This is a genomic window from Enterobacter cloacae complex sp. S2, from assembly GCF_015159675.1.
GTDB classification, from domain to species: domain Bacteria; phylum Pseudomonadota; class Gammaproteobacteria; order Enterobacterales; family Enterobacteriaceae; genus Enterobacter; species Enterobacter intestinihominis.
This window is the reverse complement of the sequence record NZ_JADDTS010000015.1, coordinates 85,471-103,911: the sequence shown is the minus strand read 5'-3', so window position 1 is coordinate 103,911 and position 18,441 is coordinate 85,471. Positions and strand designations below refer to the sequence as shown.

The window sequence follows — 18,441 nt, the reverse complement described above, 5'->3', positions numbered from 1 at the left end:
TAATAAGTCTAAAGTTTGTGTGGTCAAGTCGCGTGATATTAATTGAGAGATGAATTCATAAAGCTTCATTAATTAACAATTATTAAATCATTAATAAAAATATTAGAACTAACTCATTTAGGTTAAAACATTAAAAAAAACTAACTCGCAAGATTATAATCTTAAACTTTAGAAGTTGTTGGAATAATGTTTTGTTATGTACTTTTTTAGTGCAACATAATATCGTCAAAGCATTCTCCCGAGTCGCCATGCGTCTAGCCGGTACATCAGGGACATGTGTAGCCGATTAACATTCATTTTAAATAACACAAATCTTCATGGAGTTTATCATGTTCAAATCGATCATGACCGTATCACTGCTGGCCGCCGCTATTGCTTCTACCAGCGCAGTTGCCGCAGACAATTCAGCGGGTGGTATCATTAACTTTACCGGCGCTATTACCGATACAACCTGTACCATTAACGGCGGTAAAAGCGCGGACTTTACCGTTGCGCTTTCCCCTATTTCGGTAAAAGATGCAGGCACCACGGTTGGCCTGATCACTAAGAATAAAAAATCTATTGCGCTGACGTTCTCAGGTTGTTCACCAGCAGCCGGAACAACCGGTACCCCGCTGAAAGTGTATTTCTCCAGCGCGGATAATATTTCCACTGACGGTAAATACCTGCTGAATAACAGCGTGAACGAAAGCGATGCCAGTGTGGCACGTAATGTCGGTTTTGCGTTAGTGGAGCCAGGTTCGTCTACGCCAATTACCCTGAACCAGCCTTACACTACGGATATTATGGGTACAGCGACCGCGCCAGATTCCGAGACGCTGACGCTGGATGTTTATTACTATAAAACGAACGCCGCTGCCGCCACCGTGGGCGAGTTAAGCTCCAACGTAACGTATACCATTTCCTACCTGTAATAATGATTATTCAGGCTCTGTTTTCGCAGAGCCTGTATTTAAGGTTGCAATCATGCGCAAGGCAATTTTGCTGGCAGGCTTACTGCTAAGCACCGGTCACTCATGGGCCAATATTGTCATTAATGGCACCCGTGTCCTTTATCCTGAAAATAACAAAGAGGTGATCGTCCAGTTAATGAATACGGGCGATGCGCCCGCTCTGGTGCAATCCTGGATAGATGACGGTGATATTAATTCCACGCCGGAAACAGCCAATGTGCCGTTTCTGCTGTCGCCGCCGGTGATAAAAGTTAACGAACATAATGGCCAACAGCTTCGTATTAAAAAGCTGCCGTCCAGCTTGCCTGCGGATCGCGAATCCGTCTTTTTCCTGAATGTCCTCGACATTCCGCCCAGACCTGAAAATCTGCAAAATCAGAATACCGTTCAGCTGGCGATTAAATCCCGTATCAAACTTTTTTACCGGCCCGCTGCGCTGAAAGGCACGCTGGATGACGCGGTGGCGAAACTGACGCTCGCCGCCGAAGGCGATCGCTTTCGCATTACAAATAACAGTCCGTTCCATATTACGGTCGCCAATATTTCGCTGGGTAAAACGAAATTGCTCCAGGAGTCCCCGATGGTTTCCCCGTTTGGGCAGCTGACGGTCGCCGCAAAAAATACGGTTAATCGCGGACAGACCTTCCAGCTGATGTATGTGGACGATCTTGGCGCGTATAAAACCCGGACTTTCACCAGTCAGTGATCGGAAAGACTCACCATGAAAATGAAACAAAACAGACTCTGTCTGCTGGCAGTCTGCACGCTTCTGCTTTCGCATAAATCAGGGGCCGTCTCGTTTGATCCCTCCCTGCTTGCTGGCGCATCCGGTGAGTCCGATCTGTCTCGCTTTTCCGAAAACAACGCCATGCCTGCCGGCAGTCAGGAGATGGATATCTACGTAAACGGCAGCTGGAAGGGACGTTATACCGTCATCTACGGCGAGCAGCGTGACGACATCCGCCTTGCCTGGAAAGATGCCCGGTCGCTTGGCATCAACACCACGTCCGTGCCTGCGCCCGCCATTGCGCACGGGCAGGTGCAGCTGCGCGATCTGGTTCAGGGCGGTGAAGTCAAAACCGATACCAGCACCCTGAGTCTGGCGCTTACCGTTCCGCAGGCGGCCGTGCTGCGTACTGAAGAAGGTTACATTGCCCCCCAGTTTTGGGATGAGGGGATCCCGGCGCTGATGCTCTCGTGGAACACGACCTGGTATAACACCCGCGCAAAAGGCGCTGCGAAAGACACAAATGATGATTTTTATGCCGGGCTGGATTCCGGCGCCAACCTGTTCGGCTGGCAGTTTCGCGACAGCAGCGCCTGGCGGAAAACGGCCAGCGGAGAGAGTAGCTGGCAGAATAATACCCGCTACCTGCGCCGTCCCCTGGCCTCGCTGAAATCCAACCTGACGCTGGGTGACTTTTATATTCCTGGCGATCTGTTTGATTCCCTGCGCGTGCGCGGCGTGTCGCTGGCGTCGGACATGAAGATGCGCCCAAATTCACAGCAGGGTTTTTCACCGGTGGTTCACGGCGTGGCACGGACGAACGCCCTGGTGAAAGTTATCCAGAATGGCAACGTGATCTATCAGGAGAACGTACCGCCGGGCCAGTTTACCCTCGACAGCATTCAGCCTACCGGCTCTGCGGGCGATTTGCTGGTGGTGGTGCGTGAAGCGGACGGTTCACAGCAGTCCTTCACGGTGCCGTTTTCCGCCGTGCCCGGGATGCTAAAAGAAGGGGTGAGTCAGTACAGCGTGGTGGCGGGTAAAGTGCACCAGAACACGCTCGATGCCGAACCCGCATTCATGCAGGCCACGCTGCGCTACGGATTTAATAACCTCATCACCGGGTATACCGGGACGATTATTAGCGATAACTACCAGGCCGGGCTTGTCGGTACCGGGTGGAACCTTCCGTTTGGCGCGGTCTCGTTTGATGTCACCCACGCCAAAACCACCCTACAGGATCGCACCAGCAGCGGTCAGAGTTATCGCGTGTCGTACAGCAAATTTATCGATACCACCGCCACCAACTTCACCCTGGCGGCCTATCGCTATTCCACTAAAGGCTATTACAGCTTCAGCGACGCGCTCTATTCGCGCGAAGGGTATCAGCGCCTGAGAGCGCAGTACGACGACTATGAAGATCGGTTTGGCGTTGCGCCCGACATGTCGCTAAGCACCTGGGATGCCCTGCGCGCGGCGCAGCCCAAGAATACCTTTACGCTTAACCTTAATCAGCGCCTGCTCAATAACTGGGGCACGGTATTTGTCTCCGGCACACAGCGCGATTACTGGAACTCACAGCAAACCACGCGCGAATACCAGATGGGCTATTCCAACGCCATCGGCCGCGCCAGCTATACCCTGTCGGCCAGCCGGGTACGGAACAGGGACAGTGAAGAAGAGACGCGCCTTTACCTCTCCCTCAGCCTGCCGTTCTCGCTGTTTGATAATAATGCCTGGATCACCTCCAGCCTGACGGCCAGCGATTCGCATTACGAGCAGAGCAATATCAGCATGAGCGGGAACGCGCTGGCGTCGAACCGCCTGAGCTACACCCTCTCCGGCAGTAATGCGCGGGGGGGTAAAAATGCGGCAAGCGTTAACGCCGCGTACCGTTCGAACTTCGCGACACTCGGTGGCTCTTACAGCGAATCCTCCGACTACCGCCAGACCGGGCTCAGCGGACGGGGAAGCCTGGTGGCCTACCCGTGGCACGTTCTCGCCTCAAACGAAACCGGCACAACCATGACTATCGTCGATGCGCCAAAAGCGGAGGGACTGATGGTGAACGGCGATGAAAGCATTATGACGAACCGCGATGGCGTGGCGCTGGTGCCTTACGCCACCCCGTATCGCAAAAACGCCATTACGTTATCGCAAACGGAAAACAGCGCTGGCGCGGAGGTGATCGGCAACATGGCTAACGTGGCCCCTTACGACGGGGCGGTGAGCTATATCCGCTTCGAAACCGACAAACGCCAGTCATGGGTACTTCATGCGACGCGTGCCGACGGCAAACCGCTGCCCTTTGGTACCGAAGTGCTTGATGAACACGGTGAATCTGTCGGGTATGTCGGCCAGGCCAGCGTACTGTATATCCGCGCTGAACAGCCGCCACGCGCGCTCAACGTGCATCTCCGGGGCGGGAAGTGCGAAATCTCCGCCCCAGCCTGGGGGTTGAACAGCCCCTCATCGGTTTGCCATTAATTACGGATTATCAAAATGTTACGATCATTCATATTCCTGCTCCTCTCCAGCATTAGTGGGATGAGCTATGCCACCTGCTCCGGCAGCAGCATCGTTTATGGCACACCGATTACCATTGATTTATCGGATAAGCTGAGCCCGGCCACGCCCACATGGACCGGCAGCTTCAGCACCCAGTACAGCGGCTCATTCAACTGTACGACGGGTAACAGTGAATTTTCTTACACGCCGATCCTCTCGACCGACAGCAAATACGCGACCATCCTCGGATTCAGCAATAACAAGTATATGGTGCGGGCGGAGATCACCAATCCCCCGGCCAATAAAACCCTGACTGCCAGCGGTAGCCATACGGCGTCTGAGCTGAACACACCGTTTACGGTTCGCTTCACCCTCGTTAACCAGAGCGGCACCACCCTGACGGGGGATACAGCGAACATGAGCGACGTTCTGTTCGTCAGCGACATGAGTGGGCTATCCTTCTGGGAAATCATCACCTGGCCAATCAATCAGGTCATCAAGATAGCGCAGTGGTTATTCAGCGGGTTCAAGTGGCCTTACGACAACCGCGATATGTTTGGTCAGCCGATGATCATCAAATACGTGCCAAAACTGACTACCTGTTCCTTTGATAATGCGGGGCTGACCGTAGCGCTGCCGACGCTCGGCATTCCCCAGCTCAGTGCATCCTCACAGCCGGGGCTGACGCCTTTTTCACTGAACATGAGCTGTCAGAACGTCGGGGTTAACGGCAATTCCGATCGGGCAATTGAGATGTTTCTGTCCAGCACGCAGCTGCTCTCAACCGACAGCTCGGTGCTGATCGACAGCAGCAGTAGCGCGGCGCAGGGCGTGGGGCTACGCCTGATAAAACGTGACGCCCCGCAAACGCCGGTGACCTTCTCTACCTCAACCACCAGCCGTGGCAACGCCACGATGATTTTCAGCGTGGCGGCTGGCGCGGCGCTGGACGAACATTTCACCCTTCCGATGGCGGCGTACTATTACGTGTGGGCGCCCGCCCAGGTGAGCCAGGGTAAGATCAATACATCGGCTACGCTGAATATTATCTATCCCTGATGTGAGCTATTTCTCCATCTTTCCAACCGCTTGCACATACTTAATCAGTTCGCTGTGGTTGGAAAGATTCAGCTTTTTCATCGCATTGTGCTTCTGCGTCGCAATGGTACTGACCGAACGGTTTCGATGACGGGCAATCTCCGTCGTTGAAAATCCTTCCACGATAAGATGGAGCACCTCCCACTCTCTGGCCGAGAGGATGGAGCGCGCCCGGGAACCGGACCGCATTACCCGCCTGAGCCACGAAGAGATCGACGGTGTTTGCCCGTCCGCCATGAGCAACGCGGGTAATTCCTTTTTCAGTTCAGTCAATTCATCCTGCTGACTGATGGTTAATTCAAATTTCATCTCCAGAACTTTTTTTAACAGCCCGTAAGGCAGCTCGGGCACCAACAGAACACGCCTGACGTGATGGGTTTTACATAAAGATGTAAAACGGCTGCTGACCTCCGCACTCCACTCTTTATGATTAAGCAGATAATTAAATTCAGTGAAGAAAACATCCACGTTATTATCCGCGACCGCCGCCAGCGCCTGTTCAGTGGAATCGACCTGAGTAATGTTCAGTACGTAATCGGGTAAAAGATCATGGAGCGCCCGGAATATTATCTCTTTAAATATATTTATTTTGTAAAACACCATTACCCTTACGATACGTTCAGTATTATTCATGTCTTTTCTAAATTCTCGTGACCGGAGGGAAATGATAATAGTTTATGTACTCACCACTCACAACCTCTTCGCGCCAGGATTTTATCCTTCTCAGACTTAAAAATCTGAACAAGGGCATTAAATTTATAGAAAAAATTCTATTTTATTCTGCACGCCGTTTCCTCTTGCAGATAAAGCTTTGTCGATAACCCTACCGCGATCACAATTTTTCTTTCAGGAATAGCAGTAAGCCACTGAAAAAACGGTGGATAAACCCCATCAATCAACCTTCTGATGCTTATTAACCGCCCATTCACAGAATAAAAATCTGGCATGAATATTATTAGAAGATTAAAACAATTGCATATACCATTAAAACCATTTTTCAATTTTATCTTCCTCTAATAATTGGCATCAGCTTTACTCGACGGTTTGTATTGGCTTACATTGATGCCATCGCATCGCGTTATTTAAAAAGTGCTCGCCATTCTTTTAATAAGAGAGTGCGAACCGCCATTTTCTCTTATATGGACTGTTTACTCAGCGAAAGGAGAATGCCAATGCAAAATAAAAAAACAATTCACGTTGCCGTTGTTGACAGCTGCGAATTCACGATGATTGGCCTGCAATCGCTCGGAAAGCGTGAGCCTGATGAAAAACACGACGTTATTTTCCATGGGTTTACCCATATCGAAGAACTTGCTATGAGTGAACAACTCTTTGATATCATCATTTATGATCCGTTGAATACGCGTCATTTCCGGGTGACGACGAATGACGACATTCTCTGTATTAAACAGAAACAAGTGACGGCGAAGATCTATATCTATTCGTTATCCGCTGGCTATTTGAAATTCAAACATGTTGATGGGGTAATCAGCAAAAGAGTCTCCCTGGGGGATATCAAAGCGCTGTGGCAAATACTGATGAGCCAGACGCCGCAAGAGTCTGGTCGTTACAACGTAGGCATGACTACCCGCTTACGCACCCCGGCGAGGCTGTCCAGCGAGGAGGCCAGCGTATTGCGCGGCTATTCCTGTAATCTCAAAACCAAGCAAATCGCCCGTCAGCTGGGGTGTAACGTCAGGCTGGTTTACTTTTATAAAAACAACGCCATGAACAAGCTTAAGGCCGTGCGTGGCCCCTCGTTTTACCAGAGCATTCGCTGGATCCTGAATTAAGAATTTGACCGTGTGTCGTTTGCCTTTTGTTCCCGTGTCCGCGGGAACCTTTTTTTCATTTCCTGAAGGCTGTTCCATGTATACCGTTCTTCCCTCTCCCCTGTTGCAACGTATCTCAGGGCTGCGATTCCAGCCGCTTGTCGATCTTCATTCGGGCCAGATGTTCGCGCATGAAGTTCTCGTGGAGATCCATAACGTCAATCTGGAGATATTGTTTGCTTCTCTGCCTTCGCGCAGCGCGCTGCAAATCTTCTTCTGGCAGGCCAACACCCTGTTACAGATACCCGCCCGGGACGCTTACTGGCTAAACCTTCCGGCAGAGCACCTTCTCGACGAACGCGCTATCCGGTTGTTGCTGGCGTTACGCCATCAGCAGCGGTTAACGATTGAAATTCAGGATCCTCTCACCATCACACGGCTGAGTAAGGCTGAGCAACATCGTCTTCATGCCACGCTTGTTCGGTTAAAAGAGGCGGGATGGCAAATCTGGCTGGACGATTTAACCCGGGAGTTGGCTGAGGCGTTCGCGCGGCTTGCGCTGCCGCTGGATGGGGTAAAAATTGACCGTTCAGCGCTGCGCGAGCGCGCGCCGCTTGCCCCGTTTGTGCAGGAGGTCAGGGCAGGTATCGCGCAATCAATTCTTATCGAAGGCATCGAGAATTCGCGGGATCTGGCGCGCGCCCGCACGTCTGGCGCACAGTCTGGCCAGGGTTTTCTGTGGCCCGAAAGCCGCACCGATGCCCGCGTAACGCTGTGAGGGCCAGCTTACCGTGGCCTACCAGCCCGGCACCGCACCGCCGTTAAAAAGGGTCTCTGCCGCTTTCGCCACTTCCGGCGACTGATAGGACTGGATAAATTCCTTCACGTTTTCGGCGTCTTTGTTGTCTTCACGCGTGACCACTATATTCACGTAAGGCGAGTTTTTGTCCTCAATAAAGACGCTGTCATGTACCGGAGACAGCCCCGTTTGCTGAAGATAGGTGGTACTGATGATGGCCACATCCACTTTCGGATCGTCCAGCACGCGCGGCAGCTGCGCCCCTTCCAGCTCCATAATCTGTACGTTTTTGGGATTCGCGGTAATATCCAGCGCCGTCGGCAGCAGGCCCACATCTGGTTTAAGGGTAATCAGCTTCTCTTTTTGCAGCAGCAACAGCGCGCGGCCGAGGTTGGTGGGATCGTTTGGAATCGCAATGGTTGCGCCATCCTTCAGTTCAGACACCGATTTAATCTTTCGGGAGTAACCCGCCATCGGGAAGACGAAGGTATTGGCCACGGCGACCAGCGTGTAGTTGTGCGCCTTGTTATCTTGTGCAAGGAACGGGCGATGCTGGAAGACGTTGGCGTCCAGTTCGCCCTGGTTGGTGGCATCGTTGGGTAGCAGCGAGCCGCTAAAGCCCACCAGCTCAACATCCAGACCGTATTTCTCTTTTGCCACCTTTTTGGCGACTTCCGCCACGTCCTGCTCAGCGCCATTAATCACGCCGACTTTAATGTGTTTGGCATCATTGCCGCCCTGATCACAGCCCGCGAGCAGCAGGCCAGTCAGGAGAAGCGCACCCAATCGAAGTTTCACGAGACAGTTCCTTTTGATAGACGTTTTGAAGACTATATCGACAACGAGACGGCAGGCTAAAAAACGAAAAGGAATCAGTAATACGGATAGGTTATATGCGGCCTGGTGCCGGGTGGCGCTGCGCTTACCCGGCCTACGTGACGGTAGACGTGTAGGCCCGGTAAGCGTAGCGCCACCGGGCGATGGGCATCAGGCTACGGTAGTCCAGGCGCAAGCAGAACCGCTAACCTCACGCCTGCCGACGCAGCGGCGCTTCGCGCAAAAACCACGACAGCACAAACGCCAGCACCATAATCCCCGCCGCCAGCATAAACACCGCATGGATAGCCGAGCCGAACGCATCCAGATAGTCCAGACGCAGGGCATCAGGCAGATGGTGAATGGCAACGGGATTAAGTTCGCGCGGCAGTTCCGCCCCTTCCGGCAGCCTGTCGATCAGCCCTGATTGCAGAATATGGGTGAACACCGCGCCAAACAGCGCAACGCCAATCGCCCCGCCAATGGAACGGAACAGCGTCACCCCAGAGGTCGCTACGCCGTATTGATCGGCTGACACGCTGTTCTGCACCGCCAGCACCAGCACCTGCATCACCAGTCCCAGCCCCATGCCCAGCACGCCGGTAAACAGGTACAGCTGCCAGGTTGGGGAGGTGATTGAAATGCGCGTCAGTAACACCATCCCCACCACGCCGAGCAGCGTGCCGAGGATCGGGAACAGACGGTATTTCCCGGTGCGGCTGATGATGCGCCCGCTGATGATGGAGGTGAGCAACAGCCCGCCCATCAGGGGGATCAGCTGCAAGCCGGCCTGCGTTGGCGTGGCGTCTTTCACCACCTGTAAATAGAGCGGCAGGAACGTTACCGAGCCAAACAGGGACATGCCGATGATAAAGCCAATCAGGCTACAGAGCAGGAAGCTGCGGTCGCGGAAGAGCGACAGCGGGATAATCGGCTCCCACGCCAGCCGCTCTTCGTAAATAAACCCGGCGATCCCCGTCAGGCCGAAGGCCAGAATGCACCACAGCTGCGGGTCGTTCCATTGGCGGATCGTACCGCCCTCGGTGGTAAACAGAATGATGCACAGCAGCGCCATGCTGAGGTAAATCGCTCCCAGGTAATCAATCTCATGCTTGCTGCGCCGCGCGCTACCGTGGAAAACCGCCCCAATCACCAGCAGCGCAAACAGCCCCAGCGGCAGGTTGATGTAGAAAATCCAGCGCCAGGATGCATGCTGAACGATAAACCCGCCGATCAGCGGGCCTATCACCGTCGCCAGGCCAAACACGCCGCCAAACAGCCCCTGATAGCGACCCCGATCGGCAGGCGGGATCACGTCCGCCACGGCGGCCATGCTGATCACCATCAGGCCGCCGCCCCCCAGCCCTTGCAGGGCGCGCATCAGCACCAGCTGGGTCATGTTCTGCGCCAGGCCACACAGCGCAGAGCCCACCAGGAAAAGCACTATTGCGATTTGCAGGACGATTTTACGGCCAAACAGATCGCCGAATTTGCCATACAGCGGCACCACGATGGTCGAACTGAGGATATAGGCTGTCACCACCCAGGAGAGCTTATCCAGCCCGCCCAGCTCACCGACGATGGTCGGCAGCGCGGTGGAGACAATGGTCTGATCCAGCGCCGAGAGCAGCATCACCAGCAGGAGCGCGCTGAACAGCAGCTTAATCGACGGCGCCTTTTTCGCAGGTTGAGTCATTACGTCGGACTCCATAAGACATCACTTGAAATTAATTAATCGTATAATTAATATTTGTGGAAGTGATGAATAAGATCAAGAGATACGGTGACCATGTCAGCACAAAAGGACAATTCTGAACCCCGCCGCCCCGGTCGGCCACGCGGCGGCAAGCGCGTTACCGCCAGCCGTGAACAGCTGCTGGATATCGCCCTGAATCTCTTTTCCCGCCAGGGGATCGCCAATACGTCGTTGAACGCTATTGCCCGCGAAGCCGGCGTGACGCCCGCCATGCTGCACTACTACTTCAACTCCAGAGAACAGTTGCTGGATGCGATGATTGAGGAGCGCTTCCTGCCGTTACGTGAGCGGATCGGGGCGATTTTCGCCGACAACCGGGATTCGCCGGTGGATGCCCTGACGGAAATGGTCAGGGTGCTGGCCGAACTGGCGGAAAAGTATCGCTGGTTTGCCCCGCTGTGGATGCAGGAGGTGATCGGCGAGATGCCGGTACTGCGTACGCATTTGCAGGAGCGCTTTGGCGATGAGAAATATCACACCACGCTGGCAACCATCAAAGGCTGGCAGCAGGAAGGAAAGCTGAATCCGGCGCTGGCCCCCGAACTGCTGTTCACGACGCTGCTGAGCCTGGTGCTGGTGCCGTTCTCTCGCATGCGCAATGACGAGAGGCTTAATGCCCTCTCGCCGGAGATCGTTGTGCGCCACGTGTTAGCCGTGATCGGCAACGGGATCGGTGGTTAAAGATCCCTGGTCAGATAGTGTCTCTGCATTCCCTGATAAGGGTAATCCTGTAAGGACATCTGCACCTGATAACCCTGTTTTTCATAGAACGGACGCGCCTGGAAGCTGACCGTATCCACCAGCGCGTGACGACACCCTTTACGACGGGCCTCCTCTTCAGCCGTTTTGATCAGCTGGCTGCCGACGCCCGTTCCCCTCACCCTGTCGCTGACCCACAGAAAGTCGATATTCAGCCAGTCGCCTTTACGTACGCCGATTAACCCGCCCAGCATGACGCCGTTGTCGTCCCGCACATATACGCCAATATCGCCACTAAACGTCGCCAGATCTAAATACTGCGCATTATAGGCTCTTAGCCCCGTTAATAATTCTTCTTTTTCTTCAGCCGTGACTTTATCTGTAATGCTCAGGTGCATAAATCTCTCCTTATTTTCAGCGCAATCTGAATATCTCACAGCTTAACCTTCATAAAAACTCCTTATTTCCTCCATTGTTTAAACAAGGAAATATTCATTCAATATGTAAATAAAAAAAACCTTTCCAATAGGCTCCGAAAACGTATAATGAGAATGATCATTCTCACTTTTTACGGTAGCCGACGATGAGCACAAAGCTGGAAGAACGACAAAAACTACGGCAGGACGAAATCATCACCGCCGCGCGTCGCTGCTTTCGCGCCAGTGGATTTCACGCTGCCAGCATGTCGCAGATCGCCAGCGAAGCCAGGCTCAGCGTCGGACAAATCTATCGCTATTTCAGTAACAAAGACGCGATCATTGAAGAGATGATCCGCCGCATTATCGACTCACGTATTGAGGAGATGCAGGGCAAAACCCTGGTTGAAGGGATGCCGCAGGCGCTTGCCTGGCGCCAGACGCTGAACGAAGATGATGACGCGCTAATGCTCGAAATGTCCGCAGAGGCCACACGCAATCCGCTGGTGGCAAACATGCTGATCGAAGCCGAAGCCCGCATGTTCGCCAACGCCTGTGAGCACCTGAAAAAGCAGTTCCCCCACCTGAGCGATGAGCATATTCGCTGCTGCGTGGAGATTACCGCCGTGATGATCGAAGGCACGATTTACCGTCGACTCACGCCTTTAAAAGTACCGTCAGAACAATTAGAGCCCATATACCAGAATATTTTAAATATGCTTTTCTCTGCGAAGTAATCGCATGTGAATAATTAGCGGAAATAAGTAATTTCCCTTTTTTCATTTCTGGCTCTGCCAGAGATGCGGGATCGCTGTGCTTTTAATTAGCCCTCCTCCCTGTTAAGCGATTAACAGGGCAGGCTTCGTTCACCCTGGAAAAAGATTATGAAAACCATAACAACCTCCATCGCAGCATTACTCCTCCTGACAGGGTGCGATAATGCGCAAACATCTGCTCCCCAGCGTCCTCTTCCGGAAGTGGGGATTGTCACACTCATGAGCCAGCCGGTGTCCGTGGTCAGCGAGCTGACCGGCCGCACCGCCGCCGCGATGAGCGCCGAAGTGCGCCCTCAGGTGGGCGGCATTATTCAGAAACGGCTCTTCACCGAAGGCGATACGGTCAAGGCCGGGCAGGCGCTGTATCAGATCGATCCTTCCAGCTACCGCGCCGCTTATAATGAAGCTGCCGCCGCACTGAAACAGGCGCAGGCGCTGGTGCAGGCCGACTGCCAGAAAGCCCGACGCTATGCGCAGCTGGTGAAGGACGACGGCGTATCACGTCAGGATGCGGAAGACGCGAAGTCCACCTGCGCGCAGGACAAGGCCAGCGTCGAGTCAAAGAAAGCCGCGCTGGAAAGTGCCCGCATTAACCTCAACTGGACCACCGTCACCGCGCCGATTGCCGGACGTATCGGCATCTCCTCTGTGACCCCCGGCGCGCTGGTGACCGCCCAGCAGGATACCGCGCTGGCCACTATTCGCGGGCTGGACAGTATGTACGTCGATTTAACCCGTTCCAGCGCCGATCTGCTGCGATTACGCAAGCAAACCCTCGCCAGCAACAACGATACGCTGAACGTGTCGTTGATCCTCGAAGACGGCAGCAGCTACAGCGAAAAAGGCCATCTGGCGTTAACCGAAGTGGCGGTGGATGAGTCTACCGGCTCAGTCACCCTGCGCGCCGTCTTCCCGAACCCGCAGCATCAGCTTCTGCCGGGCATGTTCGTCCGCGCCCGAGTGGATGAAGGCATCATGAATGACGCGATCCTCGCGCCGCAGCAGGGCATCACCCGCGACGCCAAAGGTACCGCCACCGCGCTGGTGGTGAACGCCAGCAACAAGGTCGAGCAGCGTCAGCTGGAGACGGGCGACACCTACGGCGATAAATGGCTGGTGCTGAATGGCCTGAAGGCGGGCGATAAGCTGATTGTGGAAGGCACCGACAAAGTCACCGCCGGGCAGGAAGTGAAAGCTGAAGAGATGAAAACCAACGGAGGAAACGCCTGATGTTTTCCCGTTTCTTCGTGCGTCGCCCGGTCTTTGCCTGGGTTATCGCCATTCTCATCATGCTCGCCGGGATACTGGCGATCCGCACGCTGCCCGTTGCGCAGTACCCGGACGTTGCCCCGCCGTCGATCAAAATATCCGCCACCTACACTGGCGCCTCCGCACAAACGCTGGAGAACAGCGTGACGCAGGTGATCGAGCAGCAGCTCACCGGGCTGGATAACCTGCTCTACTTCACCTCCACCAGCAGCTCGGACGGTTCGGTGAGCATCAACGTCACGTTTGAACAGGGAACCGATCCGGACACCGCTCAGGTACAGGTGCAGAACAAAGTCCAGCAGGCGGAATCACGCCTGCCGACCGAGGTGCAGCAGTCCGGGATCACCGTCGAAAAATCCCAGAGCAACTTCCTGCTGATCATGGGCGTATATGATAAAACCGACACCGCCAGCAGCTCGGATATCGCCGACTGGCTGGTGAGTAATATGCAGGATCCGCTGGCGCGCGTGGATGGCGTCGGCAGCCTGCAGGTGTTCGGTGCAGAATACGCGATGCGCATCTGGCTCGACCCGGCTAAGCTGGCGTCGTACTCGCTGATGCCCTCCGACGTGCAGAGCGCGATTGAAGCGCAGAACGTGCAGGTCTCCGCCGGTAAAATCGGCGCGCTGCCCTCGTCGAACGCCCAACAGCTGACCGCCACCGTTCGCGCTCAGTCGCGTCTGCAAACGGTCGATGAGTTCAAAAAAATCATCGTCAAGAGCCAGTCCAACGGTGCGGTGGTGCGCATCAGCGACGTCGCGCGCGTGGAGATGGGCAGCGAAGATTACACCGCCACCGCGAAGCTGAACGGCCACCCGGCGGCGGGTATGGCGGTGATGCTCTCGCCGGGCGCCAACGCGCTTAACACCGCCACGGCGGTAAAAGACAAGATCGCCGAGTTCAAAAAGTCGATGCCGGAAGGCTACGACGTGGCCTACCCGAAAGACAGCACCGAGTTCATCAAGATCTCCGTTGAGGACGTGATTCAGACCCTGTTCGAAGCCATTATCCTCGTGGTGGTGGTGATGTACCTGTTTCTGCAAAACATCCGCGCAACGCTGATCCCGGCGCTGGCGGTGCCGGTGGTTCTGCTGGGCACCTTCGGTGTGCTGGCGCTGTTCGGTTACTCCATCAACACCCTGACGCTGTTTGCCATGGTGCTGGCGATAGGACTTTTGGTGGATGACGCCATCGTGGTGGTGGAAAACGTCGAGCGTATTATGCGCGACGAAGGGCTGCCCGCCCGGGAAGCGACCGAAAAATCGATGGGCGAAATTTCCGGCGCGCTGATCGCCATTGCGCTGGTGCTCTCTGCGGTATTCCTGCCGATGGCCTTCTTCGGCGGCTCTACCGGGGTCATTTACCGTCAGTTCTCGGTCACCATTATTTCGGCGATGTTCCTCTCCGTGGTGGTGGCGCTGACCCTGACGCCCGCGCTGTGCGGCTCGATCCTGAATCACACCGCTCCGCACAAAAAGGGCTTCTTCGGCGCGTTTAACCGCTTCTACAGTAAGACCGAGCACGGCTATCAGAATAAGGTTCTGCGCGCCCTGCGCCGTTCCGGCGGCATGCTGGTGATCTTCGCCCTGCTCTGCGGCGCGATGGGGTTCGCCATGCTGAAACTGCCGGGCAGCTTCCTGCCAACCGAAGACCAGGGTGAAATCATGGTGCAGTACACCCTCCCTGCCGGCGCAACCGCGGTGCGTACCGCAGAGGTAAGCCGCCAGGTACGCGAGTGGTTCCTCACCAAAGAGAAAGCCAATACCGACGTGATCTTTACCGTTGAAGGTTTCAGCTTCAGCGGCAGCGGCCAGAACGCCGGGATGGCGTTCGTCTCCCTGAAAAACTGGTCAGAGCGTAAAGGCGAGGAAAACACCGCGCAGGCCATTGCCCTGCGCGCCACGCAGGATCTGAGCGCCATCCGCGATGCCACCATCTTTGCGATGACACCGCCGGCAGTGGACGGTCTGGGCCAGAGCAACGGCTTTACCTTTGAGCTGATGGCGAGCGGTGGCACCGACCGCGACGCGCTGCTGAAACTGCGTAACCAGCTGATTGGCGAAGCGAATCAGGACAGCTCGCTGCACGCCGTGCGCGCCAACGATCTGCCGCAGATGCCGCAGCTTCAGGTGGATATCGATAACAACAAAGCCGTGTCGCTGGGGCTCTCCCTGAGCGACGTCACCGACACCCTGTCCAGCGCCTGGGGCGGCACCTACGTGAACGACTTCATTGACCGTGGCCGCGTGAAAAAGGTCTACATCCAGGGCGACAGCGACTATCGCGCGGTACCGTCGGATCTCAACAAATGGTATGTGCGCGGCAGCGACAGCACTATGACCCCATTCTCCGCCTTCGCCACCACCCGCTGGGAGTATGGCCCGGAAAGCCTGGTGCGCTACAACGGCTCGGCGGCGTATGAAATTCAGGGCGAGAACGCCAGCGGCGCCAGCTCCGGTACGGCGATGAGCAAAATGGAGCAGCTGGCGAATAACCTGCCGTCCGGCAGCACCTGGGCGTGGAGCGGTTTGTCGTTGCAGGAAAAACTGGCGAGCGGTCAGGCGATGAGCCTTTATGCCCTCTCCATCCTCGTGGTGTTCCTGTGCCTGGCGGCACTGTATGAGAGCTGGTCGGTGCCCATTTCGGTGATCCTCGTGATCCCGCTTGGGGTGCTGGGCGCGGCCATTGCCGCCTCCCTGCGCGGCCTGAGCAACGATGTCTATTTCCAGGTGGCGCTGCTGACCACCATCGGTCTGTCGTCGAAGAACGCCATTCTGATTGTCGAGTTTGCCGAAGCCAAAGTGGCCGAAGGCTACTCCCTGACGCGCGCCGCCCTGCGGGCCGCCCAGACGCGTCTGCGTCCGATCATCATGACCTCGCTGGCGTTTATCGCAGGCGTGACGCCGCTGGCGATTGCCACCGGCGCGGGGGCCAACAGCCGCGTGGCGATCGGCACCGGCATTATCGGCGGGACGCTGGCCGCGACGCTGCTGGCGATCTTCTTCGTTCCTTTATTCTTTGTACTGGTGAAACGTCTGTTCTCCGGTAAGCACGCAAACCGGAGGTCATAATGTTTCGTGTAACTGTTTTAGCGTTAGCACTGCTGAGCGCAGGCTGTGTGTCATTAGATCCCACGTATCAGCGCCCGGACGCGCCCGTTCCGGCCACACTGCACGGCGCGCACGGCGAAGCCAGCGCCGTGGTGAGCCAGTGGCAGCAGGTGATGAATGATGCGCGGCTGAAAAGCGTGGTGACGATGGCGCTCAACAGCAACCGCGACGTGCAAAAAGCGATTGCGGATATCGACGCCGCCCGTGCCCAGTATGGCGAAACGCGCTCGTCCCTGTTCCCGACGGTGGACGCGGAACTGAGTCATACCCGCAGCCGTACGCTGACGAGCGGCGTCGCGACGAGCGACGAAGCCAACGGCACGGTCTCCAGCTTCGAACTGGATCTGTTTGGCCGCAACCAGAGCCTGTCGCGCGCCGCGCGTGAAACCTGGCTTGCCAGCGAGTTCACCGCGCAGAACACGCGCCTGACGATGGTCAGCGAGCTGACCACGGCCTGGGTGACGCTGGCGGCGGATAACAGCAATCTGGCGCTGGCGAAATCCACCCTGGAGAGCGCCGCGAACTCGCTCAAAATCGTCAAACGTCAGCAGGAAGTAGGTGTGGCAGCGGCCACGGACGTCAGTGAAGCGATGGCGGTTTACCAGCAGGCGCGCGCCAGCGTGGCGAGCTACCAGACGCTGGTGATGCAGGACAAAAACGCCCTTAACCTGCTGGCGGGCGATACGGTGCCCGAGAACCTGCTGCCCGGCACGCTGGAGAGCCTGAGCGACAACGCCATCACGCTGATCCCGGCGGGCGTCAGCTCCAGCGCGCTGCTGCGTCGTCCGGACATTCAGGAGGCGGAACATAACCTGCTGAGCGCTAACGCCAACATCGGCGCGGCACGCGCCAACTTCTTCCCGACCATTTCACTGACCGCCAGCGCGGGCGTCGGCAGCGATTCGCTGTCGTCCCTGTTCAGCCACGGGATGAAGGTCTGGTCGTTCGCGCCGTCCATCACCCTGCCGCTGTTTAGCGGGGGCAACAATATGGCGCAGCTGCGCTATGCGGAAGCGGAGAAAAAAGGGTTAATTGCGACCTATGAGAAAACCATCCAGAGCGCGTTCAAGGACGTGGCCGACGCGCTGGCGCGGCGCGAAACGTTGAGCGAACAGCTTGATGCCCAGCGTGAATACGTGGCGGCGGAGCAAAAAACGCTGGATGTGGCGACGCGCAGTTACAAGGCTGGCGCGGGCGATTATCTGACGGTGCTCACCGCGCAGCGATCGCTGTGGTCAGCACAGGAATCACTGATTGCCTTGCAGCAAACCGACCTGGAAAACCGCATCACGCTGTGGCAATCGCTGGGTGGAGGGGTTCAGTAACGGCCTGAGAGGGCGATTCTCATACCAGGTGAAAAGTAAATTCATACTTTCGGCTGGAATCGCCTGCCTGAATGTAACTATACATTTCAGGGAAAGCCTGTGACTTTACCGGAGGTCTCAATGAAATCTGCACACCTGGTTTGCCTGCTCGTTTGCCTGATTTTCGCTGCGTTTGTTCACGCGCAGGAGAAGAGCGCTCCGGAGAAAGAGGCCCAGATAAAACAGCAGGTCCTGAAAGATGTGAAGAAAACCTGTACCCCGCAGAAAAAGCAGAGCGATAAGGCCTGGCAGGCGATGATTTTGTCGTCTGAGGCCAATCAGCTGCTGATCAAAAATGCCATCACCGCCGTGAAGCGTGACAACCTGGACGCCTACTGGGATGCAGTAAGTCAGGTGGATTGTATGGAAGATTACTGA

At 55.7% G+C, this 18,441-nt stretch carries 16 protein-coding genes; 12 read left to right on the top strand and 4 right to left on the bottom strand.

Features of this window, described 5'->3' with window-relative positions; all coding sequences use genetic code 11:
• Positions 1-329 precede the first annotated feature (329 nt).
• Genes IPZ49_RS08200 through IPZ49_RS08185 form a run of 4 tightly spaced genes read left to right on the top strand, consistent with a single transcriptional unit; the run spans position 330 to position 5,247 of the window.
• Entirely contained in the window at positions 330-914 is a 585-nt protein-coding gene (locus IPZ49_RS08200; protein WP_022646579.1) for a fimbrial protein, read from the top strand.
• A 52-nt stretch (positions 915-966) separates the two neighbouring features.
• The gene (locus IPZ49_RS08195; protein WP_063147050.1) at positions 967-1,659 is read left to right on the top strand and encodes a molecular chaperone; all 693 of its coding nucleotides are present in this window, start codon (positions 967-969) and stop codon (positions 1,657-1,659) included.
• A gap of 15 nt (positions 1,660-1,674) precedes the next feature.
• Positions 1,675-4,167 carry a fimbria/pilus outer membrane usher protein gene (locus IPZ49_RS08190; RefSeq protein ID WP_058677111.1) on the top strand — a complete coding sequence of 831 codons (2,493 nt, stop codon included), beginning with the start codon at positions 1,675-1,677 and terminating at the stop codon, positions 4,165-4,167.
• A gap of 15 nt (positions 4,168-4,182) precedes the next feature.
• A complete protein-coding gene (locus tag IPZ49_RS08185; RefSeq protein ID WP_063147049.1) occupies positions 4,183-5,247 on the top strand; it encodes a fimbrial protein in 1,065 nt (354 codons plus the stop codon).
• A 6-nt stretch (positions 5,248-5,253) separates the two neighbouring features.
• Here IPZ49_RS08185 and IPZ49_RS08180 read toward each other — a convergent pair whose 3' ends face one another.
• Entirely contained in the window at positions 5,254-5,889 is a 636-nt protein-coding gene (locus IPZ49_RS08180) for a LuxR C-terminal-related transcriptional regulator (RefSeq protein WP_032622107.1), read from the bottom strand.
• A 569-nt stretch (positions 5,890-6,458) separates the two neighbouring features.
• Between IPZ49_RS08180 and IPZ49_RS08175 the strand changes: the two genes are divergently transcribed.
• Both IPZ49_RS08175 and IPZ49_RS08170 read left to right on the top strand, forming a co-directional pair.
• The gene (locus tag IPZ49_RS08175) at positions 6,459-7,079 is read left to right on the top strand and encodes a LuxR C-terminal-related transcriptional regulator (protein WP_015570093.1); all 621 of its coding nucleotides are present in this window, start codon (positions 6,459-6,461) and stop codon (positions 7,077-7,079) included.
• Positions 7,080-7,155: 76 nt separating this feature from the next.
• Entirely contained in the window at positions 7,156-7,836 is a 681-nt protein-coding gene (locus IPZ49_RS08170; protein WP_022646575.1) for an EAL domain-containing protein, read from the top strand.
• A gap of 18 nt (positions 7,837-7,854) precedes the next feature.
• Here IPZ49_RS08170 and nlpA read toward each other — a convergent pair whose 3' ends face one another.
• Both nlpA and IPZ49_RS08160 read right to left on the bottom strand, forming a co-directional pair.
• Complete coding sequence (gene nlpA, locus IPZ49_RS08165; protein ID WP_063147048.1) at positions 7,855-8,655, bottom strand: lipoprotein NlpA; 801 nt, start codon at positions 8,653-8,655, stop codon at positions 7,855-7,857.
• A 229-nt stretch (positions 8,656-8,884) separates the two neighbouring features.
• Positions 8,885-10,384 carry an MDR family MFS transporter gene (locus IPZ49_RS08160; protein ID WP_045621000.1) on the bottom strand — a complete coding sequence of 500 codons (1,500 nt, stop codon included), beginning with the start codon at positions 10,382-10,384 and terminating at the stop codon, positions 8,885-8,887.
• A gap of 78 nt (positions 10,385-10,462) precedes the next feature.
• On the opposite strand from IPZ49_RS08160, the gene IPZ49_RS08155 reads away from it, so the two are divergent.
• Positions 10,463-11,110 carry a TetR/AcrR family transcriptional regulator gene (locus IPZ49_RS08155; protein WP_048966521.1) on the top strand — a complete coding sequence of 216 codons (648 nt, stop codon included), beginning with the start codon at positions 10,463-10,465 and terminating at the stop codon, positions 11,108-11,110.
• Here IPZ49_RS08155 and IPZ49_RS08150 read toward each other — a convergent pair.
• On the bottom strand, positions 11,107-11,526 hold the full coding sequence (locus tag IPZ49_RS08150; protein WP_022646571.1) for a GNAT family N-acetyltransferase: 420 nt from the start codon (positions 11,524-11,526) through the stop codon (positions 11,107-11,109). The two genes, IPZ49_RS08155 and IPZ49_RS08150, sit on opposite strands and share 4 nt — an antisense overlap.
• Positions 11,527-11,711: 185 nt before the next feature.
• On the opposite strand from IPZ49_RS08150, the gene IPZ49_RS08145 reads away from it, so the two are divergent.
• The 5 genes from IPZ49_RS08145 to IPZ49_RS08125 all read left to right on the top strand — a co-directional run bounded on the left by IPZ49_RS08145 (position 11,712) and on the right by IPZ49_RS08125 (position 18,441).
• On the top strand, positions 11,712-12,281 hold the full coding sequence (locus IPZ49_RS08145) for a TetR/AcrR family transcriptional regulator (RefSeq protein WP_022646570.1): 570 nt from the start codon (positions 11,712-11,714) through the stop codon (positions 12,279-12,281).
• 147 nt (positions 12,282-12,428) lie between these two features.
• On the top strand, positions 12,429-13,550 hold the full coding sequence (locus tag IPZ49_RS08140; protein ID WP_063147047.1) for an efflux RND transporter periplasmic adaptor subunit: 1,122 nt from the start codon (positions 12,429-12,431) through the stop codon (positions 13,548-13,550).
• A complete protein-coding gene (locus tag IPZ49_RS08135) occupies positions 13,550-16,660 on the top strand; it encodes an efflux RND transporter permease subunit (RefSeq protein WP_063147046.1) in 3,111 nt (1,036 codons plus the stop codon). Before IPZ49_RS08140 ends, IPZ49_RS08135 begins: the two co-directional genes overlap by 1 nt.
• Positions 16,660-18,024 carry an efflux transporter outer membrane subunit gene (locus IPZ49_RS08130; protein ID WP_063147045.1) on the top strand — a complete coding sequence of 455 codons (1,365 nt, stop codon included), beginning with the start codon at positions 16,660-16,662 and terminating at the stop codon, positions 18,022-18,024. The genes IPZ49_RS08135 and IPZ49_RS08130 overlap by 1 nt, the downstream gene beginning before the upstream one ends.
• 120 nt (positions 18,025-18,144) lie before the next feature.
• Positions 18,145-18,441 carry a YicS family protein gene (locus tag IPZ49_RS08125; RefSeq protein ID WP_003861030.1) on the top strand — a complete coding sequence of 99 codons (297 nt, stop codon included), beginning with the start codon at positions 18,145-18,147 and terminating at the stop codon, positions 18,439-18,441.